Here is a 20407-nt window from a genome sequence, read left to right as displayed (position 1 = left end):
TCAGGCCGTGCGCCTGCGGTTCGACGAGCCGAAGAGGGCCGCGCCGACGAGGAGCAGGACCACACCGATCAGGTAGTCGGCCTCGACTCCGACCGCATCCACGAGGACCCCGCCGGCTCCGGCCGCGACGACGATCGCGGCCTGGAAGCCGACGACGACGAGGCTGCCCCCGGCCTCGAGACGGTCGGTCATCCGGTGCCCGACCCAGGCGTTGACGATGATCAGCCAGGAGGCGAAGAAGAAGCCCCAGACGAACACGGCCACGGCGATGGCGGCGACGGAACCGGGGAGCAGCAGGACGCCTCCGACGGCGACGGCGATGGCGACGGGCGCGACGACGCCGAAGACGGCGAAGGTGCGGTCGATCACCGAGCCGATGACGATGTTGCCGATGAGACCGCCCGCGCCGAAGACCGCCAGCAGGGCGACGACGGTCGCGGGCTCGATGCCCTCGGCGCGCTCGAGGGCGAGGCGGATGTAGGTGTAGGCGAGGAAGTGGCCGAGGACGACGAGGATGTGGCCCGCGAAGCCCTGGCGCACGCCGCGGCGGCGGACGGTGTCGAGGAGGACGCCGAGCCCGGCGGCCGGGGCGGCGGGGACGCGGGGCAGGAGCAGACGCAGCGGGACGGCGAGCAGCGCGGTGAGGACGCCGATCAGGACGAAGGCGGCGCGCCAGTCCACGAGCTCGCTGAGGATCACGCCGAGGGGGACTCCGGCGACGGTCGCGAGCGAGAGGCCTGCGCTGGTGAACATCGTCGCGCGGCCCACGCGGTCCGGGCCGGCGACGCGGGCGGCGACGGTGATCGACATCGACCAGAAGGCGCTGATCGCGGCTCCCAGCAGGAGGCGCGAGAGCAGCACCAGGGGGAGGGTCGGCGCGAGGCCGGCGAAGACGCTCGAGGCGCCGGCGGCGAGGGCCGTCCAGATGAAGAGGGTGCGGCGGTCGAGCCGGGGGAACATCAGGCCGACCGTCGGCGCGACGAGGAGGCCGACGAGCGCGGTGACGGTGACGGTCTGGCCCGCCTGACCGGGGGGGACGTCGAGGCCGGCCGCCATCTCAGTGAGGACTCCGTTGGGCAGGAACTCGGCGGTCACGAGCAGGAAGCTCAGGAGCATCAGGGTGACGAGCCGGACGTAGGGGAAGCGCCTCGTCGTCGGCTCGGGGCGGACGACGGGGACGGACGCGGTCGAGGGCATGGGTCGAGCCTGGCGGATGGGCGCCCGGTGTGCCCGACCGGACGGCCGCGGGATCCGACCGATCGGCCGGGGAAGGGCTGGTTCCGGCGTCTCTGCGGCTCGCAGAACGGCGTTCGGCTCGCGGAATCCGAGAGATCCAGCGGGCCGAACGTGATTCTGCGAGCCGGAGGTCGGTCGTGCGCGTCGTGCTCGGCTGATCGCTGCGTCGATCGGTCGCGAACGGCTCCCTTCGCTCGCGCCGGGGCGCAGTTCGTGACGCATCGAGAGATTGTGGACGAGGAGTCGGCGTCGCGCGGTGGGACGGTTCCAAGGGTCCGGACGGGTCTCGGACGGGTTCTCCACAGGCTCCGTCGACATGATCGAGGCTGATACCCGACGGAAGGTTCTCTGTGAGCATGTTCAAGCGCGTCCTCGGCATGGCGTCGAAGGCACTCGACTCGAAGGGGTCGTCGAGCACCGGCGGCACCACCGACTGGCGCGACATGGTGCGCACCGCCGCCGACAAGGTGACGGGCGACTCGCGGCAGGCGCAGCCCGCACCCTCGTACGGCACGCCGCGGACTCCCGTGCGCCCGCAGGACGCACGACCGGGGCAGCCCGCCGTGACGCAGGAGGATCGCGCCGCGATCGCGCGCTACGACTACCTCCTCCGCACCGCCGACCCCGAGCAGCTCGAGCAGGTGCACCGCGACGCGTTCGCGAAGCTGACGCCGGCGCAGCGCTCGCAGGTCGAGGCGCGCCTGCGCGAGGAGCTGCCCGCGAACGAGCAGCCGAGGTCGTCGAATCCCGACGACCTCGCGCGCGCGGCGACGCGGGGCGAGGCTCAGCACCCGGGGTTCCTGAAGAAGATGTTCTCGAAGCCGGGCACCCGCGGGGCTCTTGCGGGCGCCGGAGTCGGCGCGGTCGCCGGAGTGGGGCTGGGCGCGGCGGGCGGACTGCTCGCAGCGGTCGCGGGCGGCGCGGTGCTCAGCAGCGTCGCCGGTCCGCTCCTGCAGGGCGTCGACCTCGAGGGGATGGCCGGGAGCTTCGGCGACCTCGGCGAGTTCGGCGACATCACCGGCGGGGCGGGCGAGTTCGTGTCGGGGGCCGGCGAGCAGGTGTCGGGGCTCGGTGAGCAGGTGTCGGAGTTCGGCTCGAACTTCGAGATGCCGGGCCTCGGCGACCTCGGGAACCTCTTCGACCGCTGAGCGGTCAGCGGCGCCGGCGGAACGCGGCGACGAGCAGGGTGACCACTCCGACGAGCAGGATCGCCGCTCCGGTGATCGCGACCGCGGTGCTCGACCAGTCGGGCTGATCGACGCGGGTCGCGCCGTCGAGGGACTGCCACTCGCACGAGGCGCCGAGGGGCCACCACGACCACGAGCCTCCGACGAGGGTGCCCTCGCCGGGCGGGACACCGCCGACGCTCGCGGAGCAGACGGCGTCGAAGCCCTGCTGCGCGAGGCTCCAGTACTGCAGGGGGATCAGGGCGACGAGGGCCAGGCCGACGAGGGTGAGCACGGCGCCCGAGATCAGGGCGAGGCGGCGCGGGGTGAGGCGCCGAGCGGGGGCGGAGGCGTCCGCCGCGGCGGCGGGGGTCGGCTCGGTCATCCGTCGATCGTGTCACGAGCTGCATGGGTGCGGTCTGCGGGCGGGGCGGGTCCGGAGGCCGATCCTGCTGGGGGATCGCGCGCGAGGCCGCCGCATCGCCTGCTGATCGCACCGTCACCCGCGGATCGCACACCGTGCACGACCACCTCGCGCACTGCGAGAGCGCTCAGCCGGCTCGCGTCGTACCCTCGAACCCATGGGGTTCCTGTTCTCGCTGCTGATCATCGTGCTGACGGTGCTGGCGCTCGTCGATGTCGTGCGTCAACCGGACAACGTGGTCCGCAACCTGCCCAAGATCGTCTGGATCCTGCTGATCTTCTTCATCCCGCTGATCGGCGTGACGCTGTGGTTCGTGCTCGGCCACGACTGGAAGAAGGGTGACGGCGCCTCCTTCGTGCCCGGTGGGCAGAAGACGCGGCTGCGCCGCCCGAAGACGACGCCGCCCCCGATCGTGATGCGGCCGGCCCCGAAGAGCACCGAGGAGCAGCTCGCCGACCTCGAGCGCGAGGAGGCGCACTACGCGCGGCTCGCGGAGGAGCAGCGGCGCCGTCGGGAGGGAGAACGTCCCCAGGACGCCTGACCCACCCGGCGCCGGGCTCAGCCGGTCTTCGAGAAGTTCGACGCGCTCCACTGCACCGAGGCGATCTTGGCCTGTCCGGCGACGCTCGGGTGGAAGTAGTCGACCGTGCCGATCAGGGCCTTGGTGACCGGGGTCGCGGTGAGCGCGCCTCCGTCGTAGTCGCAGAGCGGACCGGCTGCGGCGCAGGCGTTCTGCAGCGCACTGTTGTACTGCGTGGTGCGGGTCTTGGCGGCGGTCGCCGATGCAGCCGCCGCCGCGGTGCTGAGTCGGGCGCCGGTCGCGCTCACCCCGCGGGTGGTGCGGCAGAGCTTGCCGGAGGACCAGGTGAGCGCGCCGATGCCGCCCTTGACGACCGCCCACTCCGCGGCGACGTTCGGCATCGACGAGAGCACGATCTTGGCGCTCGGCCAGGTGGTGCGGATCTTGGTGATCGCCGCGCTCGCGTTGGTGCTGAAGGTCGCGGCGGTGGTCATCGTGTAGCCGTCGGGGGCGACGGGGTTGCCCGCGGCGCAGAGGTCGTTGCCTCCGATGAGGAGGGTGACGACATCGGGGCGGACTCCGGCGGCGACGGCGGCGTCGATCCGGGCCGGGACTCCGGCGACGAGGCTGCCGGTCTGCGCGAAGTTGGCGGTGGTGACCGTGGTGCCGGGGTTCGCGGTGCGCAGCCGCGAGGCGAACGACACGACCGTCGTGTTGGTGCCGGTCGACCAGTTGTTGCGCGGGCAGTCGGCGAACTGGCCGCAGGTGCCGTAGGCCTGGGTGATCGAGTCGCCGAGGCTGAGGAGCGAGAGCGTCGGAGTCGCGGCCGAGGCGGCTCCGGCGGGGATCAGTGCCGCCGCGAGGGCGAGGACGGCGCCGGTCGCGAGGGCGCGCAGGCGGCGACTCCCCGAGCGGCGCGGCGAAATGGGCAGGGGGAGTCGCATGGGGAACCGCTCTCGGTCGTGTGGTCGACGGTAGGGGCCGCCGCTGCCGACGTTAGGGGAGCGCGATCCTGAGCGGACCTGCCCCTCTGGCCCCAGAACGGGGCTCAGGAGAACGGGCCTCGGGCTCGGAGGAGCCGCACGCGGCTCAGCGCCCAGATCAGCGCGCCCGAGAGCAGGAAGGCGACAGCGATGAGAACGACGTAGACCGCGACGGTGCCGTAGCCGCCGGCGGGGTCGAGGAACGGGTACGGCACCCAGCCGTCCGTCGCTCCGCGCACGAGCACGACGACCAGCCAGACGATCGGATACACGATCACGATCCAGAGGCGGCGCCACGGCAGCGGCGGCCGGTCGGCGAACAGGATCCAGTCGAGCAGCCCGTAGATCGGGAAGAGGAGGTGCATGACCGTGTTCGCCCACGGCAACGCGACTCCACCGGCGAGACCCACGAGCAGGGTGTTGTAGACGAGGCCGACGACGACGATGTAGCTGGTCGCTGCGCCCCGGGCGAGCGAGAGACTCCGACCGGTCACGGCTGTGATCAGCAGGATCGCTGCCAGCAGGATGTTGCCCTGGATGGTGAAGAAGCCGAAGAAGTTGACCGGGACGATCGGGGTCCGCGAGGCGGTGTCGACAGCGGTCGCGACGACGGCGGCGAGCACCGTCAGGGCGACGACGATCCGGAGGGCGGCGACGCCCCTGCGCGAGGTGGCGGTGGCGGGCGGCGTCATCGCTCGAGCGTAGCGGCGGGCTAGCCTGATCCGATGCCCACGACGACTGCGATCCGATGCTGACCATCGGGGTCGACCTCGCCGCCGAGCCGGCCCGCACGGCGCTCGCCGCTCTCGAGTGGCGGAGCGGCCGAGCGAGGGTCGTCTCCCTCTCGCTCGATGCGGGCGACGACGAGATCGTCGCGCGCTCGCGCGAGGCGACCACGATCGGCGTCGACTGCGCCTTCGGCTGGCCGCTCGAGTTCGCGGCGTTCGTCTCGGCGCACACCCGCCGCGAGGTCGCTCCGCGCGCACTCGCCGGTCGCGAGTGGCGCCGCCGGCTCGCGTACCGAGAGACGGACCGCGTCGCCCGGGAGGTGACGGGACGCTGGCCCCTCAGCGTCTCGACGGACCGCCTCGGGATGACCGCGATGCGCTGCGCCGAGCTGCTCGACGCCTTCGCCGCGGCGGGGGAAGAGGTCGACCGGTCGGGAGGCGGGCGGCTCGTCGAGGTGTACCCGGCGGCGGCGCTGCGGCACTGGCGCATCGACACGACCGGCTACAAGACGCGTCCGGAGGCGGTGGCACTCGCGGTGGAGGCGCTGCGTCGCGCAGCTCCCTGGCTCGACGCCTCCGAGGAGACCGTCTCCCTCATGGCACGCTCGAACGACGCCTTCGACGCCGTCATCGCGGCCTTCAACGCTCGGGCGCACGCGCTGGGCGAGACACTGCCGGTGCCCGACCCCCTCCGTGAGGCAGCGGAGGCCGAGGGATGGATCGCGCTGCCGACCGGACCCCTCGACGGGCTCGTCAGGAGCTGACGGCGAGCGGGCGGATCAGTCGGGCGGCGGCGGCCTCGGCGGCGCGCTCCGCCTCCTCGACGCTCGAGAAGAGGTCGCCGGGGACGAGGCGCGGGTCGGAGGCGAGGCAGGGGTCGATCTCGAGTCGGAACCGGGGCAGCTCTGCTCCGGGGACGACGACGATCCTGACTCCGTTCCTGCTCCATCGGGCGGGTTGGATGAGGGGGATCTGTGTCATGGTGCTCTCTCGCGTGCATCGTGCGCGGGTGGCTCTCGCCTCGACCGCGCTCACTCACGCTATGTCGCGAGAGCGGCCGGGCGTACGGGGTTGACCTCCCAGGTACTGCGGAGTACCCGGCCGGCGCGCAGAGGGTCCGCGGTCTTCGGCGTCCGCGGTTGCGCAGGGGGGCGTCGCAGGGGTCATCGGGCGTGCTCGAGTGCCGCGGCGACCTCGTCCTCGAGAGCGGCGAAGTCCTCGACGCCGGCGGCGTCGGCCGGCCGCGGCACTGTCGCGGCCGCGCCCCTCCGCTTCAGGCGCAGGCCGTGCATCGCGAAGATCGCGAGGATCGCCAGGGCGAACGCGGCGACCCCGGTCGCGCCGATCGGGAGGGCGACGGTGCCGAGCGGGCCCGGAACGGCGTCGCCCTCGTCGGTCACGGTGAGGGTGACCCGCGCGTCGGCGGGGATGCCGTCGGCGTCCTGCTGCTGGGCGACCTCGTCGAGGAACACGGAGGCGGCGGTGCGCGAGAGATCCACCGCCCGGGCCGGGTCGAGCGACGTGCCGATGATGGTGAGGACGGGCAGCGACATGCGGCCCGGGTTCTCCTCGGTCCGGCTGGGCTGGGAGGTGCGGCGGACCGCTCCGATGCTCTCGCGCTCGCCGAGCGGACCCTCGCGATCCGCGACCTGGCTGCGCACGCCCTCGCCGCTGACGAGATAGGCGTAGACGGCGGCCGTGGCGCTGAGGTCCTCGGTCTGGGCGGCGGTCACCCCCTGCTCCCTCTCGACGACCGGCGTCGCCGCGGCGAAGGCCGAAGCGGGCCCTCCGCCGAGGAGCACGGTCACGGCGGCGCTGTACTCGCGGTCACCGCGGTACTGCAGGGAGCCGTCCTTCAGATCGAAGTGCGCGACGAGCGCGACGACGACGGCGAACACCGCGGCCCCCACGACGGCGAGGCGGTAGTACCAGAGGACACGGAGGTAGACAGGGATTTCCACGCGCCACAGCCTGCGGCGCGGGGCCTTTCGCCAGCCTGAACGGTGGTGAGGCCCGCACGACATCAGCCAGGAGTGCCTGTCGCGCACGATCGTGCGCGAGCGCCGTTCTCAGCTGACGTCGTGCGCGACCGGGAACCGGATCTCGAGCCGCGCCCCGCCGAGCGGTGCGTCGAGGATCCGGGCCGAGCCTCCGCTCGCTCGCGCCGCCTCGGCCACGATCGCGAGCCCGAGACCCGAGCCGCCGGTGTCGCGCGCCCGGGCGTCATCGCGCCGCTCGAAGCGGTGGAAGACGCGCTCCCGGTCGGCCTCCGGCACGCCGGTGCCGTCGTCGTCGACGCGGACGACGGCCTCGTCCGCGCGCTGCTGCACCGTGAAGGCGACGACGGAGGCGGCGTGCCGGCGCGCATTGTCGGCCGCGTTCCGCACGGCGCTGCGCAGCAGCGGCATGTCTCCCAGCACTCGAGCCGGGCCGACGCCCTCCGTCCGCACCGTGACGCCCAGGGCGCGGAGTCGCTGGGCCTCGACCAGGACGAGGTCGTCGAGGTCGATCTCCTCGCGGGCGGGACCGCCTTCGTCGATCCGCGCGAGCAGCAGGAGGCCTGCGACGAGCGCCTGCATCCGCTCGGCCTCGTCGTCGACGACGTGGGCGAGCTCGGCCAGCGGCACCGCCTCCGGGTGCCTCAGCGCGACCTGCGCGTGCTGCCGGATCGCGGCGACGGGCGAGCGCAGCTCGTGCGAGGCGTTCGAGACGAAGGCGCGCTGGGCGATCTGCGAGCGCTGCAGGCGCTCGAGCATTCCGTTCATCGTCTGCGCGAGCCGGGCGATCTCGTCGCGTCCACGCGGCTCCTGCACGCGCCGCTCCAGATCGGCGGTCTCGATCGCCTCGACGTCGGTGCGGATGCGCTCCACGGGCCGGAGCGACCGGCCGACCACGAACCAGACCAGGGCGCCGACGACGACGGTCACCAGCGGGACGGCGACCGCGAGCAGCGAGACGGCCGAGGCCGTGGCGTCGTCGGCTCCCGCCAGGGTGCGCGCGACGACCACGGTCTCGCGCGGGTCGGCACCGAGCTGGAGGCCGGCGGACCGGACGACGAACCGCGTGCCTCCGATCGACGTGATCACCGACTGGTCGGAGACGGGCAGCGGCACGGCGTAGACGAAGTCGTCGTCGGCGACGGCGATCACCGCGCCCGCGCGCTGCAGCTGGATCACCACCTCGTCGGCGTTGTACCGGGGGAGCCGGCCGGCGTTCTCGGTGTCGGACGCGATCTGCGATGCCTGCTGGCCGGCGGTGAACGCCTCCGCGTCGACGAGCGAGCGCTCGAGCAGGCCGACGAACGCGAGCGATCCGGCCACGAGCACGACGAGGATCGCGCCGGCGACGAGGGCGGTGAGCCGGACGCGGATGCTCCACTCACGCGGGCCGCGCTCAGGCATCGCCGCTCTCGACGAGCCGGTAGCCGGCCCCGCGGAGGGTCGTGATCGACTCCGTGCCGAAGGGCCGGTCGAGCTTCGCGCGCAGCCGCGCGACATACACCTCGACGATGTTCATGTCCCCGTCGAACTGGTCGTCCCAGACCCCCTCGAGGATCTCGCGCTTCGCCACGATGCGATCGCGGTTGCGGGCGAGGAAGTCGAGGACCGAGAACTCGCGCGAGGTCAGCCGCACGGCGATGCCTCCGCGCGCGACCTCGCGGACCGTGGGGTCGATCACGAGGTCGCCGACGCGGTGCACGACGGGCCGCTCGGGGCGGCCCCGCCGCACCAGGGCCCGGAGGCGCGCCACCAGCACCGAGTGCTCCAGCGGCTTCACGACATAGTCGTCGGCGCCGGCGTCCAGGCCCTCGATCTGGTCACCGTCACCGTCCTTGGCCGTCAGCATGAGGACGGGTGTCCAGACCCCCTCGTCGCGCAGGGTGCGGCAGAGCGCGAGGCCACTGAGCCCGGGCATCATCAGGTCGACGACGATCGCGTCTTAGGCGACCTCGCGCGCCCGCCACAGGCCGTCGACTCCGTCGTGCGCGAGATCGACCGAGAACCCCTCGGCCTCGAGGCCACGCCGGACACCGTCGGCGAAGCGCACCTCGTCGTCGACCACCAGGATGCGCATCCTTCGAGTATCGACGCTCCGCGGGTCAGTCGAGGTGGTCGAGGGTGTCGCTGATGATGCGCAGGCACTCGATGAGCACCGACATCTGCCGGGTGTCGAGGTTCGCGAGCACCTCGCTCTCGGCGGCGACGAGATGGCGCATCGCCTCGTCGACACGCTTGGTGCCGCGCGGAGTGAGCGAGACGATCTTGCTCCGCGAATCGGCCGCGTTCTGCTCGCGCAGCACGAGGCCGCGGGCGCCGAGGCGGTCGACGCGGCTGGCGAGATTGCCGCTCGAGATGCCGAGACGGAGGGAGAGGACGGAGGGGGTCATCCCGCTCGCCCCGGTCTGCCGCAGGATCGAGAGCAGCTCGAACTCCCACGGTGCGAGGTCGCTGGCCGCGAACGACTGCCGCCGGATCTCCTGCACGCGCGGGCTGAGGCGCCTCAGCCGCGAGACGACGTCCAGCGGCGCGAAGTCGAGATCGGGCAGGGCGTCGGCCCACGCGTCGATCACCAGATCGACATCGTCGTCTTCGCGCATGGCTCCGATTATCCCGGGCCCGCCGCTGCCCGGCGACCGCTGGTGGGCGTGGCGCCGGGCGCCTACTCTGGGCGGCTGCGTGCGCTCACCAGCCCGTGGTCAGCACCTCGTCGAGCTGGTCGGCGAAGAAGTCGGCGCTCTCGGCGGTGAAGCAGAGCGGCGGCTTGATCTTGAGCACGCACTGCCGGTCGGAGGTGGGCTGCACGATCACGCCGCGCTCGCGGAGGCGCTCGCAGATCGCACGGGTCTCCTCCGTCGCCGGCTCGAGCGTCTCGCGGTCGCGCACCAGCTCGAGGCCGAGGTAGAGGCCGTGACCGTGCACCGCACCGATCAGGGGGTGCCGCTCGGCGAGCTCCTCGAGTCGCGCCCGGAGGTGCGCACCGACGACGGCCGCGTTCTGCTGCAGCTGCTCGCCCTCGATCACGTCGAGGACCGTGAGGCCGACCACCGAGCTGACCGGGCTGCCTCCCGCGGAGGAGAAGAAGTAGCCCTGCGTGCGGTAGTGCTCGGCGATCTCGCGGGTGGTGATCACAGCGCCGAGCGGATGCCCGTTGCCCATCGCCTTGGCGACGGCCACCACATCCGGGACCACGCCCTGCTGCTCGAAGCCCCAGAACCACTCGCCGAGCCGGCCGTAGCCGACCTGCACCTCGTCGGCGATGCACAGCCCGCCGTGCGCGCGGACCGCGGGGTACACCGCCGCGAGGTACCCGTCGGGCAGCGCGATGCCGCCCGCGTTGCCGTAGTAGGTCTCGGCGATCAGGCCGCCCGCGGGAGTGCCGGCCGCAGCGAGCGCGTGGATGCGGTCCGCCGCCTCCGTCGCGTAGCGGTGCGCGTCGGTACCGCGGTGCGTGCCGCGGTAGCTGTTGGGTGCGTCGAGGGTGTGCACCCACGGCGGCCGCGTCGCGAGCGCGTCGGGGTTGTCGGCGACGGAGGTGGAGACGGCGTCGGAGAGTCCGGACCAGCCGTGGTACGCCTCCCGGACCGCGAGGACGTCGTCGCGGCCCGACCAGGCGCGGGCGATGCGCAGGGCGAGGTCGGTCGCCTCCGTGCCGCTATTGACGAGGAAGACGGAGTCGAGCCCCTCGGGCAGCAGTGCTGCGAGCCGCTCGGAGAACTCGCCGATCGCCGGGTACGAGAAGCGCGAGTTGGTGTTGAGAAGCCGCCACTGCCGTTCGACACGCTCGACCAGCAGCGGGTGGCCGTGGCCGATCGACGAGACGTTGTTGAGCACGTCGAGGTGCACACGGCCGGAGTCGTCGATCAGGTGCTCGCGCCAGCCGCGGAGAAGAGTGGGCGGCTCGTCGAAGTAGTGCTCCTGCACGTCGGCGAGGTGCGCGACGCGGCGCTCGAGGACGGTGCGGTCGGGGCAGGGGGCTTCCAGGGTGTGCCCCAGGAGGAGCGGGGTCGGGTCGATCAGGACGTCGAGCCAGGCGTCGGCCCACGAGGGCTCGGCGAAGAAGGGCGCCTCCTCGATCGCCCGAGGCAGTGCCCGGGCGCGGAGGATCGCGGAGGCGGTGCCGATCGGGTCGCCGGCCGCGACGGTGCCGGTCGCGGAGGCGTCGACTCCCTCGAGCACCAGCCGGACATCGGGGGCGAGCAGAGTGAGCGTGCCCGGAGCCCCCGCGACGATCTCGGTGTCGAACGGGGCGCGGAGGGTCGCCGGCTCGGCGAGGTGCACCTCGACGCCCAGGGCGGTGGTCGCGGGCTCGTGCGCCGAGTGAGGGCGGGCGCGCGTCAAGCGGCGCTCGCCGTAGCGGAGGACACCGGCTCCCGCGATGAGGGTGCTCTCGTCCTCGAGCCAGCGCCCGCTGTCGAGGAGGGCGCTCTCGGGTGAGAGGTCGATGACGCTGGGGTCGACGTCGAGCACGGGGATCGCGCTGGTGACGACCGATGCCGGCGACTCTCTGCCGAGAGCCCGGCGGACCAGCGCCTGCAGCACCGGGAGCGGTGCGGCGGTCGCGCGCTCGAGGATCAGGCGCTCGTGCTCGAGGTTCTCCCGCGCGTAGTCGTTGCCCGGATCCTGCGCGAGCACGTCGTACGCGCTGACGACGAGGACGGCCGCGCGCAGGGTGATGAGCGGCCAGAGCGCCTCGACCTCGGTCTCCGAGAGTGGGCGCTCGGCGTTGTAAGCGGCCGCTGCCCGGAGCACCGTGGGCGCCGACGCGTCGGCGTGGTGCAGGAGGGACGAGATCGTGATCGCCAGCTCGCCGACAGCCCAGCCCGCCGCGAGATCGCCGAAGTCGATCACTCCGTCGGGGAGGGTGCCGTCGCCCACGACGACGTTGTCGTCGGTGAGATCGCCGTGGATCAGCTGCACCGGCAAGGCGGGGGCGAGCGGCTCCACGACCGTGCGCGCCTGCGCCACCGCGTGGCGGATCGCCCGCGCCACCCGACGCGGCACCTGCGGGAGGAGGGCGTCGACCACCGCGCTGCCGTTCCTCAGATCCCACTGGCCGCCGTTCTCGAGGCCCGTCACCGGCTGCCCCGCCAGTGCGAGATCGAGGCGTGCCGCGAGCGAGCCCATGGCGCGGACGACGGCGGGCGAGAGGTAGCCCGAGCCCGAGAGGGTGCGGCCGGGGACGAAGTCGAGGACGCGGGCGATCGCGGGAATCCCGCCGAGGTCGATCTCGCGGTGGGTGCGCCCCTTGCGATCGGCGACGACCCGGGGGAGCCGCACGCCGTCGAGGCGCTCGGCCAGGCCGGCGACCGCCTCTGTCTGGGCCGCGACGACCTCGGCCGGGGTCGCCGGGTTGGCGACCTTCAGGAGGAAGCGCTGCTCGCCCGTCTCGACCAGCAGGTTGCGGTCCTGGTTGCTCCCGAGGTCGCGGAGGCGCCCCTTGAGCCCGTAGCGCTTGCGGAGGAAGGCGGCCGCGACGTCGTGGTCGAGAGCGGGCGGCGCCGGCGGGGCGGTGAAATCGGACGGCATGCGGAGTCCTGTCGTGCGGGGATCGGGTGGCTCCATGATCGCGCGTGTCGGCGGACGCCGCTGTCAGCCGTCGGTCCGGCTGTGGAGCACCCGCAGCGCGTCGACCACTGACTCCGCGCGCTCGTCCCCGACGACTCTGCGCCACTGCTGGTAGGCGGCTTCGAAGCCCGCGGCTCCGACCGCGATCGCCTCGCGTCCGCGCTCCGACACGGTCAGGCGCTTCCGGCGCGCGTCGGCGTCATCGGCGGCTCGGCGGACGTAGCCGGCGCGCTCCAGCGACGTGATCGTCTTCGCGGCCGCCTGTCTGCTGACATCGAGCGCCCGTCCGAGCTCTGCGGCGCTGTCCGCTCCGGCATCGATCGCCTGCAGCGCGAATTCCGCACCGACGGTCAGGTCCGGGTGGCCGGCTCGCACGAGCTCCGATCGAGCGCTCTCGACCATCGCGTCGAACGACATCATCAGCAGTTGCGCGAGCTGCACTCCGGAGTCGCCCTGCATGACCCCACCGTAGCGCGAGCCAGCATTGACAACCAGATTGCGCTCTCGCATACTGGGCAACCCGGTTGTCATTCGAAGGAGTCTCCATGTCCGTCACCCCGCGCGGCGCCACTCTCCCCGGTGCCGAGCACCACCTCATCGCCGTCAACGGGACGACGCTGCACTGCGTCTTCGCCGGTGACGTGGAGGCGCCGCCCCTCCTGCTCGTGCACGGTTTTCCCGAGTCGTGGTGGGCGTTCCACCGGCTCATCCCGCTCCTCGCGCCGCATCTGCGCGTCATCGCCGTCGATCTCCGCGGCTTCGGCGACTCCGCCACCGCCGAGGAGGGCTTCACGAGCGCCGATGCCGCGGAGGATCTGCACGCTCTGATCACGGCCTTGGCGCTCGGTCCCGTCCACCTCGCCGGACAGGACATCGCCGGCGGCGCGCTCTACCGGCTCGCCACTGACCACCCCGAGGACGTGCGGAGTGTGATCGCGACCGAGATGGGGCTCGCCGGCTTCGGCCTCGAGGGCTTCGCGGACGTCACCCGCGGCGGATCCTGGCACATCGGCGCGCTCGCGGCGCCGGGGATCGCGCGTCTGCTCTTCACCGGACGCGAACGAGAACTGCTCGGCTCGTGGGCCTTCCCCTCGATGTCGGCCGTGCCCGGCTCGATCACCGATGTCGACACCGATGAATTCGCCCGCGGATTCTCGCGGGAGAACGGCTGGAACGGCGCCGTCGGGCTCTACCGGTCGATGCTCGCCGAGGGGGAGGACCTCCGCGCCCGCACCCCGTTCTCCGTTCCCGCTCTCGCGGTCGGAGGCTCGGGTGGCCCGTTCACGGCGTGGACGCTCGCGCAGGTCGCGTCGGGGCCTGTGACCGCCGTCGAGCTCGAGGGCGTCGGGCACTACGTTGCTCTGGAGGCACCCGAGCGGCTGGCCGCCGCGATCCTCGCCTTCGTCGCGGGGTAAGGCTCGATCCGTCGGAGAATCACCGTGTGGCCGTCTCGCACGGACCGTTCGCGACGGGTCGATCGGGTCCGCAGGCGCCCGGAGTCGGCAGCGAGACAGCGCACCCGTTCAGGCCGACGCGTACGCCGCCGGGTCGAAGCGACCGAGCTCCTCGCGGAACGCGAACGCGAAGTCGGGCCACAGCAGGGTCAGGCGACGGCTCGCTGCGTCGACGTACCAGCTCTCGCAGCCGCCGTTCGTCCAGACGGTGTCGGCGCTCAGCGCGTCCACCCGCTCGACCGACGCGGCCTCGGCCTCGGCGGTCACCTCGAGCACGTCGATCCCGGCGGCCTCCCGGTGATCGAGCGCCGCGAGAAGGTAGTCGACCTGCGTCTCGATCATGTGGATCGCCGAGTTGTGGCCGAGGCTCGCGTTGGGTCCGTTGATCACGAAGAGGTTCGGGAAGCCGTGGACCGTCGTCGAGTCGTAGGCCGACATCCCCTCGGCCCAGCGGTCGGCGAGCAGCAGGCCGTCGCGGCCGCGGATCCGGCGGGCGAAGGGCGGCCGCGTCGAGTGGAACCCGGTCGCGAAGACCAGCACATCGACCTCGTGGGCGAGACCGTCGTCGCCGATCGCCGACGACCCCTCGATCCGGCGCAGCGGGCTCGGCACCACCGCCACGTGCGGCTGCGTCAGCGCGGGGTAGTAGTCGTCGGACAGCAGCACCCGCTTGCAGCCGATCTCGTAGTCGGGAGTCAGCGCGGCGCGCAGATCCGGGTCGGCGACCTGGGCGGCGAGGTGGCCTAGCGCCTCCGCGCGCAGCCGGTCGATCGCAGCAGGCATGCCGACACGGCCCGCGAAGCCGAGCTCGGCCCGCCAGAACAGCTCGTCGCGGAGGCGTTCGAGAGCACCGGGCACGCGGGCGAGGGTCCGGCGCTCCTCCAGCGGGTACTCGCGGTTGCGGCGCGGGACCACGTAGGGCGCCGAGCGCTGGAAGAGCACGACCGACGCCGCCCGCTCGGCGAGGTGCGGCACGATCTGCACCGCGGAGGCGCCCGAGCCGACGATCCCGACCCGCGCGCCCTCGAGATCGACGTCGTGCCGCCACCGAGCGGAGTGGAACACCGGCCCCGCGAACGCCTCGAGCCCCGGGGTCGCCGGGAGCCGCGGCTCCGACAGTCGCCCCGCGCACACGACGAGCACCGCGGCCGACCAGTCGCCGCGCGAGGTGCGCACGCGCCAGCGCCCCGGCGGCTCGTCGAACGCCATCTCGAGCACCTCGGTGCCGAGCTGCAGGTGCGGAGCGATCCGCTCCCGCTCCACCACCCGCTCGAGGTAGCTCTGGATCTCGGCGCCCGGCGCGTAGAACGCCGACCAGTCCGGCTCCGGCGCGAACGAGTACGAGTACAGGTGCGAGGGGATGTCGCACGACACGTTCGGGTAGTCGTTGTCGCGCCAGGTCCCGCCGACGCGATCGGCGCGCTCGAGCACCGCGAAGGAGGCGCCGCCGCGGCGCGCGAGGCGGGTCGCCGCGCCGATCCCCGCGAATCCGGCGCCGACGATCAGGACGTCGACGTCCATCAGACCGTCATCCGCGGCAGGACCGAGCCTGCCGGATCGCGCTGGGGGTCGGCGAGGAAGTGCTCGAGCAGGGCGAGCAGTTCGGCAGGCCGCTCGGCGAGCACCGCGTGGCCCGAGTCGACGACGGCGTACCGGGCGTCGTCGATCGCGCCGAGCAGTGCCTCCGCGCCCTCGACGCCGACCACGGCGTCGGCGCTGCAGCCGACCACGAGCACCGGGATGCGCAGGCGTGCGGCGGCGGCACTCGAGTCGGCGGAGGCGGCCGCGACGAGCAGCTCGGAGTCGACGGCGAGCGGCCACGGCCTGCCGGGTCCGAGCTCGGTGAGCGAGCGGACGGCGATCAGGCGGGCGAGGTCGCCCCGTGCCTCGGCGGGCAGGGTCTGCCAGAGCCGGGCGAGGGTCACGAGTCGCTCGGTCGGCCGCAGCCAGCCGGCGACGAGGGCCAGGGCCCGGAGGCGCGGATCGACGTCGGCCGCGGCGATCGCGACCGCGGCGCCGAGGGAGTGACCCACGACGATCGCCTCGCGGGCACCGAGGTGATCGAGCGCGGCGCTCACGGCGCCCACGGGATCGTCGAGCCCCTCCAGGTCGAGCGCGGCGACCCTCCGCCGCCGCGCGAGCATCGGCAGCAGCAGCGCCGTGTCGGCCTGCACCCCTCTGCCCGGCCCCGTGACCAGCAGGACGACATCCGCCGAGGGCTCCCCGGCGGTCAAGAGGCGCATCGCACGCCCGCCGACGTCGATCGACTCGTCGTGGACGATCGCGGCCTGGCGCGCGAGGAACTCGGCGCGCCGCGTCATGACACGCGGCGGATCCGCGACTCGCGCACCGGGAGCAGCGGCCGTACGACGGGACGCAGCGCCCGCTCGGCGGGAACGATCCCGTAGTCGGTCGTCCGCTGGCGCCATGTCCGCCCGATCTCGCCGGCGAGCCGCGCGACGGTGGCCGTGTCGAGCGAGCGGTGCGCCTCGGCGCCCAGCTCCGGGGCCGACCCGTCAAGCAGCAGCCCGCCGATGTCGTCGGCGCCGCCGCGCAGCAGCACCTGCGAGGCGTGCAGCCCGAGCTTCGTCCACGCGGTCTGCACGTGGGCGATGCGGCCGTGCAGGAGGAGACGCGCCACCGCGTGCACCGCCCGCGTCTCGCGCAGGGTCGGCCCGCCGCGGGTGACGGCCACGACCGTGGGAGGTGCCTCTGCCGGCACGAAGGGCATGGCGATGAACTCGGTGAAGCCGGCCGTCTCGTCCTGGATCCCGGCGAGCAGTCGCAGATGCGCGATCTGCTGCTCCGGAGTCTCGACGTGGCCGTAGACCATCGTCGCGGTCGAGCGGAGCCCCGCGCGGTGGGCGGCCGTCACCGACTCCCGCCAGGCGGCGACCGTCGGATCCGTGCCCTCGCTCAGGATCCGGCGGACGTCGTCGTCGAGGATCCGCGCGGCGGTGCCGGGGACCGAGTCGACTCCGGCGTCGCGCAGCGCCTCGAGCATCCCGGGCAGGGTCCGACCGGTCCGCGCGGCGGCGTCGAGGATCTCGGCGGGGCGGAACGCGTGCAGGTGCAACGAGGGCTGCCGCGCCTTCAGCGTGCGGGCGATGACGAGCAGGTCGTCGCCCGAGTGCTCCGCGGGCAGGGCGCCCTGGAGGCAGAGCTCGGTCGCGCCGAGGGCCACGGCCTCGTCGGCGAGGGCCTCCAGCCCGTCGACGCTCAAGCCCCCACCCCACAGCGACGTGTCGACGTTGCGGTTGGCGACCACGCTGATCGCGTCGCCGACCGCCTCGCGGCGCACATCGTCCGCGAGTGCCGCGAGGGCCTCCAGATCGTCGCCGTCGGCGGCCAGCAGCGCCAGGTAGTCGGAGTCGTCGAGCCCGGCCGGGTCGGCGGCGGCGCGCTCGAGGACCGCCGAGAGCGTCGGAGCCGTCGGGCGCGCGGGCGCGTCGAGCGTCTCGTGGTACGGGCGGGGCAGCACCGCGGCCGCCTCGTCGGCGAGCCACGACTCCCGGTCGGCGAGCGAGAGCACGTAGGGCTGGACGCGCGGATCGATCCAGGTCGCCGCCTCGCGGAGGTACTGCGGGTGCGCGGTCAGGCGCTCGTGGAGCGTGTAGCCGGCGGCCGCGGTCAGGCGTGCGAGGTCGTCGATGTTGGGCCACGGGCGCTCGGGGTTCACGTGGTCGGCGGTCAGCGGGCTGACTCCGCCCCAGTCGTCGATCCCGGCACGGATGAGGAGCCCCAGCTCCTGCTCGTCGGTGAGGTTCGGCGGCGCCTGGATCGTCACGTCGGCGCCGACGACCAGCCGGGCGACCGCGACGTTGGCGACGTACTCCTGCAGCTCGAGGTCGACCTCGTTCTGCATCGCCGTGCGCGGCTTCGCGCGGAAGTTCTGCACGATGCACTCCTGCACGTGGCCCCAGCGCTCGTGCGACTCGCGGATCGCGAACAGCGCGTCGGCGCGCTCGGCGTCGTTCTCGCCGATGCCCAGCAGCACCCCGGTGGTGAACGGGATGCGGCTGCGGCCGGCATCGTCGAGCACGCGGAGGCGCAGCGCCGGATCCTTGTCGGGCGACCCGTAGTGCACGCCGCCCTTCTCGGACCACAGGCGCCCGGCCGTCGTCTCGAGCATCATGCCCATCGACGGCGCGACCGGGCGGAGGCGCTGCAGTTCGGCCCACGACATCACGCCCGGGTTCAGGTGCGTGACCATCCCGGTCTCGCTCATCACCAGCACCGCCATCGCGCGCACGTACTCGAGCGTCGAGGAGTAGCCGTGCTCGGCGAGCCAGGCGCGGGCGACCGGCCAGCGGTCCTCCGGGCGGTCGCCGAGGGTGAACAGCGCCTCCTTGCAGCCGAGGGCGGCACCGGCGCGCGCGACCTCGAGGATCTCCTCCGGCTCCATGAACGTCGACTCGCGCTTGGCCGCGAGGCCACCGGGCGTCTCGACGAACACGCAGTAGTGGCAGCGGTCGCGGCAGAGCTTCGTCAGCGGCACGAAGACCTTGCGCGAGTAGGTGATGACGCCGGCGCGGCCGCGGCGGGCGAGCCCCTCGTCGCGCAGGCGCCCCGCCGCGTCCAGGAGCGCGTCGAGATCGTCGCCGCGCGCCGAGAGCAGGATCTCAGCGGTGGCACGGGTGATCGGCTCGCCGTCGGCGAGGCGGGCGAGGACGGCGGCCGTGGGGGCGGTCATGCGGCTCTTCCGGAGGGGTCGGCCGACGCGGAGTCGGCGGGGGAGGACGACGGGCGGATCAGAGCGCGCGCAGCCGCGGTGCCAGATCGCGCTCGAAGGCGTCGAAGAAGCGCTGCTGGTCGTCCCCGGGAGCGTGGAACACCAGGTGGGTGAAGCCCGCGTCGACGTAGGGCTTGATCTGCGCGACCGTCTCGTCGGGGTCGGAGCCGACGATCCATCGCTTGGCGACCTGCTCGATCGGCAGCTCGTCGGCGGCGCGCTCCATGTCGACCGGGTCGGTCAGCGAGTGCTTCTGCTCGGGGGTCAGCGACAGCGGCGCCCAGAACCGCGTGTTCTCGAGGGCGAGGGCCGGGTCGGTGTCGTACGACAGCTTGATCTCGATCATCCGGTCGATCGCAGCGGAGTCGCGACCACCTGCCGCGAGCCCCTCCTCGACAGCGGGGAGCAGCTTCTCGGTGTAGAGCTCCATGCCCTTGCCCGAGGTGCAGATGAAGCCGTCACCTGCGCGGCCCGCGTACTTCGCGACGACCGGGCCGCCCGCGGCGATGTAGACGGGAACGCCGTCCTCGGGCTTGTCGTAGATGGAGGCCTCGTGGGTCGAGTAGTACTCGCCGTCGAACGTGACGCGGTCGCCGGCCCAGAGGGCGCGCATCAGGCGCACGGCCTCGCGGAGCCGCGCGAAGCGCTCCTTGAAGTCGGGCCAGGTCTGCTCGCCGGCACCCTGGTAGCCGGTCGCGACCTCGTTCAGCGCCTCGCCCGTACCGACGCCGAGCATGATGCGGTCGGGGTAGAGCACGCCGAGCGTGCCGAAGGCCTGCGCGATGACGGCCGGGTTGTAGCGGTAGTGCGGAGTCATCACCGAGGTGCCGAGGCGGATGGTCGACGTCCGCTCCCCGGCGGCCGCGAGCCACGCGAGCGAGAACGGAGCGTGGCCGCCGGTGTGCCGCCACGGCTGGAAGTGGTCGGAGACGACGGCGCTCTCGAAGCCGTGGCGCTCGGCGGCGACCGCGAGCTCGACGAGCTCACGCGCCCCGAACTGCTCCGCTGATGCCTTGTACCCGAGCGTGATCGTCATCTGCAGCCTTCGTTTCGCGGGAGGAGGAGCCGCCCGTCCGAAGAGGCGGCCCCTCCATTCTGCGCCCGCTCAGGCGCGGATCGGGACGCCTCAGGCGGACGGGCCGGAGATGTTGATCATCCAGCCGACGCCGTAGCGGTCGACGAGCATCCCGAACCGGTCGCCCCAGGGGGAGTCGGAGAGGGGCATCGTGACGGAGCCGCCGTCGGCCAGCGCGTCGAAGTAGCCGCCCGCCTCCTCGGCGTCGTCGCCGAAGACCGCGATCGTGACGCGGGCGCCGTCGTCGTAGTCCATCGAGGACGGCGTGTCGGAGCCCATCAGGATCAGGCCCTTCGGCGTGGTGAGCTGCGCGTGCATGATCAGGTCGTCGTCGGCGGGATCACCGCCCATCGGGAAATCGGCGAAGGTACTCGACTGGAGCTCGCCTCCGAAGACCGACCGGTAGTACTCCATCGCCTCGCGGGCGGTACCGCGGAAGCTGATGTAGGGGCTGAGGCTCGTCGACATGGGGGTGCCTTTCCGCTGGAGGGTCGCGCTGACGGGCTCAGTATCGACCTGCCCTC

The 20407-nt window shown here is 73.0% G+C and carries 19 protein-coding genes and 1 pseudogene; 4 read left to right on the top strand and 16 right to left on the bottom strand.

Annotated features, from left to right (window positions below):
- Positions 1–1197, bottom strand: coding sequence for an MFS transporter (locus tag ASG06_RS00175; RefSeq protein WP_056036866.1), 1197 nt, complete (start codon positions 1195–1197; stop codon positions 1–3).
- Positions 1198–1592: 395 nt separating this feature from the next.
- On the opposite strand from ASG06_RS00175, the gene ASG06_RS00170 reads away from it, so the two are divergent.
- On the top strand, positions 1593–2384 hold the full coding sequence (locus ASG06_RS00170) for a hypothetical protein (protein ID WP_056036862.1): 792 nt from the start codon (positions 1593–1595) through the stop codon (positions 2382–2384).
- A 4-nt stretch (positions 2385–2388) separates the two neighbouring features.
- Here the strand turns inward: ASG06_RS00170 and ASG06_RS00165 are convergent, their stop codons facing one another.
- The gene (locus ASG06_RS00165; RefSeq protein WP_056036859.1) at positions 2389–2787 is read right to left on the bottom strand and encodes a hypothetical protein; all 399 of its coding nucleotides are present in this window, start codon (positions 2785–2787) and stop codon (positions 2389–2391) included.
- Between the two features lie 196 nt (positions 2788–2983).
- On the opposite strand from ASG06_RS00165, the gene ASG06_RS00160 reads away from it, so the two are divergent.
- Complete coding sequence (locus ASG06_RS00160; protein WP_056036856.1) at positions 2984–3367, top strand: PLD nuclease N-terminal domain-containing protein; 384 nt, start codon at positions 2984–2986, stop codon at positions 3365–3367.
- 17 nt (positions 3368–3384) lie between these two features.
- Here the strand turns inward: ASG06_RS00160 and ASG06_RS00155 are convergent, their stop codons facing one another.
- Together ASG06_RS00155 and ASG06_RS00150 are read right to left on the bottom strand one after the other, a co-directional pair.
- Positions 3385–4290 (bottom strand): SGNH/GDSL hydrolase family protein, encoded by a 906-nt coding sequence (locus ASG06_RS00155; RefSeq protein ID WP_056036850.1) that lies wholly within the window; start codon positions 4288–4290, stop codon positions 3385–3387.
- A 104-nt stretch (positions 4291–4394) separates the two neighbouring features.
- Positions 4395–5021 carry a Pr6Pr family membrane protein gene (locus ASG06_RS00150; RefSeq protein WP_056036848.1) on the bottom strand — a complete coding sequence of 209 codons (627 nt, stop codon included), beginning with the start codon at positions 5019–5021 and terminating at the stop codon, positions 4395–4397.
- Positions 5022–5077: 56 nt separating this feature from the next.
- Here ASG06_RS00150 and ASG06_RS00145 point away from each other — a divergent pair, with 56 nt between their 5' ends.
- The gene (locus ASG06_RS00145; protein ID WP_056036842.1) at positions 5078–5821 is read left to right on the top strand and encodes a DUF429 domain-containing protein; all 744 of its coding nucleotides are present in this window, start codon (positions 5078–5080) and stop codon (positions 5819–5821) included.
- On the opposite strand, the gene ASG06_RS00140 is transcribed toward ASG06_RS00145, so the two are convergent.
- The 7 genes and pseudogenes from ASG06_RS00140 to ASG06_RS00110 form a co-directional block, all read right to left on the bottom strand.
- On the bottom strand, positions 5811–6038 hold the full coding sequence (locus tag ASG06_RS00140) for a hypothetical protein (RefSeq protein WP_056036839.1): 228 nt from the start codon (positions 6036–6038) through the stop codon (positions 5811–5813). The genes ASG06_RS00145 and ASG06_RS00140 overlap by 11 nt on opposite strands.
- A 182-nt stretch (positions 6039–6220) precedes the next feature.
- A complete protein-coding gene (locus ASG06_RS00135; RefSeq protein WP_056036835.1) occupies positions 6221–7018 on the bottom strand; it encodes a hypothetical protein in 798 nt (265 codons plus the stop codon).
- A 108-nt stretch (positions 7019–7126) separates the two neighbouring features.
- Complete coding sequence (locus tag ASG06_RS00130; RefSeq protein ID WP_056036833.1) at positions 7127–8458, bottom strand: sensor histidine kinase; 1332 nt, start codon at positions 8456–8458, stop codon at positions 7127–7129.
- A pseudogene (locus ASG06_RS00125) lies at positions 8451–9131 on the bottom strand (response regulator transcription factor). Before ASG06_RS00125 ends, ASG06_RS00130 begins: the two are co-directional and overlap by 8 nt.
- 25 nt (positions 9132–9156) lie before the next feature.
- Positions 9157–9654 carry a MarR family winged helix-turn-helix transcriptional regulator gene (locus ASG06_RS00120; RefSeq protein ID WP_056036830.1) on the bottom strand — a complete coding sequence of 166 codons (498 nt, stop codon included), beginning with the start codon at positions 9652–9654 and terminating at the stop codon, positions 9157–9159.
- Between the two features lie 85 nt (positions 9655–9739).
- The gene (locus tag ASG06_RS00115) at positions 9740–12583 is read right to left on the bottom strand and encodes an aminotransferase (RefSeq protein WP_056036828.1); all 2844 of its coding nucleotides are present in this window, start codon (positions 12581–12583) and stop codon (positions 9740–9742) included.
- A 63-nt stretch (positions 12584–12646) separates the two neighbouring features.
- Positions 12647–13081 carry a MarR family transcriptional regulator gene (locus tag ASG06_RS00110; protein ID WP_056036825.1) on the bottom strand — a complete coding sequence of 145 codons (435 nt, stop codon included), beginning with the start codon at positions 13079–13081 and terminating at the stop codon, positions 12647–12649.
- 86 nt (positions 13082–13167) lie between these two features.
- Here ASG06_RS00110 and ASG06_RS00105 point away from each other — a divergent pair, with 86 nt between their 5' ends.
- A complete protein-coding gene (locus tag ASG06_RS00105) occupies positions 13168–14037 on the top strand; it encodes an alpha/beta fold hydrolase (protein WP_056036822.1) in 870 nt (289 codons plus the stop codon).
- Between the two features lie 108 nt (positions 14038–14145).
- On the opposite strand, the gene ASG06_RS00100 is transcribed toward ASG06_RS00105, so the two are convergent.
- From ASG06_RS00100 to ASG06_RS00080, 5 genes are all read right to left on the bottom strand, one after another.
- Positions 14146–15597 carry a flavin-containing monooxygenase gene (locus ASG06_RS00100; RefSeq protein WP_056036820.1) on the bottom strand — a complete coding sequence of 484 codons (1452 nt, stop codon included), beginning with the start codon at positions 15595–15597 and terminating at the stop codon, positions 14146–14148.
- Positions 15597–16397, bottom strand: a complete 801-nt coding sequence (locus tag ASG06_RS00095) for an alpha/beta fold hydrolase (protein ID WP_056036818.1) — start codon at positions 16395–16397, stop codon at positions 15597–15599. The genes ASG06_RS00100 and ASG06_RS00095 overlap by 1 nt, the downstream gene beginning before the upstream one ends.
- Positions 16394–18769 (bottom strand): 7,8-didemethyl-8-hydroxy-5-deazariboflavin synthase CofG, encoded by a 2376-nt coding sequence (gene cofG, locus ASG06_RS00090; protein WP_082498827.1) that lies wholly within the window; start codon positions 18767–18769, stop codon positions 16394–16396. The genes ASG06_RS00095 and cofG overlap by 4 nt, the downstream gene beginning before the upstream one ends.
- A gap of 58 nt (positions 18770–18827) precedes the next feature.
- Positions 18828–19844 carry a glucose-6-phosphate dehydrogenase (coenzyme-F420) gene (gene fgd, locus ASG06_RS00085; protein WP_056036815.1) on the bottom strand — a complete coding sequence of 339 codons (1017 nt, stop codon included), beginning with the start codon at positions 19842–19844 and terminating at the stop codon, positions 18828–18830.
- A 90-nt stretch (positions 19845–19934) separates the two neighbouring features.
- The gene (locus ASG06_RS00080; RefSeq protein WP_056036812.1) at positions 19935–20351 is read right to left on the bottom strand and encodes a VOC family protein; all 417 of its coding nucleotides are present in this window, start codon (positions 20349–20351) and stop codon (positions 19935–19937) included.
- Positions 20352–20407 lie beyond the last annotated feature (56 nt).

This window comes from Rathayibacter sp. Leaf185 (assembly GCF_001423885.1).
In the GTDB taxonomy this organism is placed as follows: domain Bacteria; phylum Actinomycetota; class Actinomycetes; order Actinomycetales; family Microbacteriaceae; genus Rathayibacter.
Note: the sequence above shows the minus strand (reverse complement) of the source record. Positions and strands in the feature narration are given on the sequence as shown.

Coding starts and splice junctions, on each gene's coding strand:
- ASG06_RS00175 (WP_056036866.1), bottom strand. CDS start 1,197: ATGCCCTCGACCGCGTCCGTCCCCGTCGTCCGCCCCGAGCCGACGACG.
- ASG06_RS00170 (WP_056036862.1), top strand. CDS start 1,593: ATGTTCAAGCGCGTCCTCGGCATGGCGTCGAAGGCACTCGACTCGAAG.
- ASG06_RS00165 (WP_056036859.1), bottom strand. CDS start 2,787: ATGACCGAGCCGACCCCCGCCGCCGCGGCGGACGCCTCCGCCCCCGCT.
- ASG06_RS00160 (WP_056036856.1), top strand. CDS start 2,984: ATGGGGTTCCTGTTCTCGCTGCTGATCATCGTGCTGACGGTGCTGGCG.
- ASG06_RS00155 (WP_056036850.1), bottom strand. CDS start 4,290: ATGCGACTCCCCCTGCCCATTTCGCCGCGCCGCTCGGGGAGTCGCCGC.
- ASG06_RS00150 (WP_056036848.1), bottom strand. CDS start 5,021: ATGACGCCGCCCGCCACCGCCACCTCGCGCAGGGGCGTCGCCGCCCTC.
- ASG06_RS00145 (WP_056036842.1), top strand. CDS start 5,078: ATGCTGACCATCGGGGTCGACCTCGCCGCCGAGCCGGCCCGCACGGCG.
- ASG06_RS00140 (WP_056036839.1), bottom strand. CDS start 6,038: ATGACACAGATCCCCCTCATCCAACCCGCCCGATGGAGCAGGAACGGA.
- ASG06_RS00130 (WP_056036833.1), bottom strand. CDS start 8,458: ATGCCTGAGCGCGGCCCGCGTGAGTGGAGCATCCGCGTCCGGCTCACC.
- ASG06_RS00120 (WP_056036830.1), bottom strand. CDS start 9,654: ATGCGCGAAGACGACGATGTCGATCTGGTGATCGACGCGTGGGCCGAC.
- ASG06_RS00115 (WP_056036828.1), bottom strand. CDS start 12,583: ATGCCGTCCGATTTCACCGCCCCGCCGGCGCCGCCCGCTCTCGACCAC.
- ASG06_RS00110 (WP_056036825.1), bottom strand. CDS start 13,081: ATGCAGGGCGACTCCGGAGTGCAGCTCGCGCAACTGCTGATGATGTCG.
- ASG06_RS00105 (WP_056036822.1), top strand. CDS start 13,168: ATGTCCGTCACCCCGCGCGGCGCCACTCTCCCCGGTGCCGAGCACCAC.
- ASG06_RS00100 (WP_056036820.1), bottom strand. CDS start 15,597: ATGGACGTCGACGTCCTGATCGTCGGCGCCGGATTCGCGGGGATCGGC.
- ASG06_RS00095 (WP_056036818.1), bottom strand. CDS start 16,397: ATGACGCGGCGCGCCGAGTTCCTCGCGCGCCAGGCCGCGATCGTCCAC.
- cofG (WP_082498827.1), bottom strand. CDS start 18,769: ATGACCGCCCCCACGGCCGCCGTCCTCGCCCGCCTCGCCGACGGCGAG.
- fgd (WP_056036815.1), bottom strand. CDS start 19,844: ATGACGATCACGCTCGGGTACAAGGCATCAGCGGAGCAGTTCGGGGCG.
- ASG06_RS00080 (WP_056036812.1), bottom strand. CDS start 20,351: ATGTCGACGAGCCTCAGCCCCTACATCAGCTTCCGCGGTACCGCCCGC.